Source organism: Sphingomonas endophytica (assembly GCF_001476895.1).
Lineage (GTDB): Bacteria > Pseudomonadota > Alphaproteobacteria > Sphingomonadales > Sphingomonadaceae > Sphingomonas > Sphingomonas endophytica_A.
The window spans coordinates 1-624 of record NZ_LDTB01000234.1 but is presented as its reverse complement, the minus strand read 5'-3'; the positions used below and the strand labels follow the sequence as shown (position 1 = coordinate 624).

Here is a 624-nt window from a genome sequence, read left to right as displayed (position 1 = left end):
GAATGGATGGCCCGTGATCGGCACCGGCATGCACTGGGACGCGCCGGCCTGGTCGCTCTCGGCCGAGTGGTTTTGCTACGTTGCGCTGTTCCCGCTGCTGCTGTTCCGGAACGCGCCGCCCACGGCTGCCGCCAGGTTTCTCGGCATCGTGCTTTGCTCCGCCGTCGGCTATTGGCTGTTCGCTCGCTACTTTTTTGAAGGCAGCATCGGCAGCGTCCCGGAAAGCCAGGTGAGCTACTGGGTCCCGTTGGGGCGGGCAACCTGCGGATTCGTGTCGGGCTGGCTCGCCTTCGCAAGCTTCCAGCGCCGCGACGGGCTTCATGCCGCGTGCACGCGATTTTCCGGCGCGATCTGGTGCGGCGTCGCGCTCATTGTGCTGCTGGCCTATCGCGGGCCGACCAACCCGCAGATGCTGGTGTTCGTGTGGCCGTTCGTGGTGCTCGCTGGAACCGGCGAGGATTCGCTCAGTTCGCGGCTGCTTGGGTCGAAGCCGATGCACTTCCTCGGCGTCATCTCCTACTCGATCTATATGACGCATTTCATCATCCTGACCACGTTCATGACGACGTTCGGCCCGCTCGACACCTGGTCCCCGGCGATTTTCGGCCTGCTGGCCGGAACGAC

Annotated in this window: 1 protein-coding gene; it reads left to right on the top strand. The window is 64.6% G+C overall.

The annotated features are described in order from the left end of the window. Window positions 1-13: 13 nt before the first annotated feature. The coding region (locus NS334_RS16925) for an acyltransferase family protein (RefSeq protein WP_241492018.1) at window positions 14-624 on the top strand (611 nt) is incomplete at its 3' end.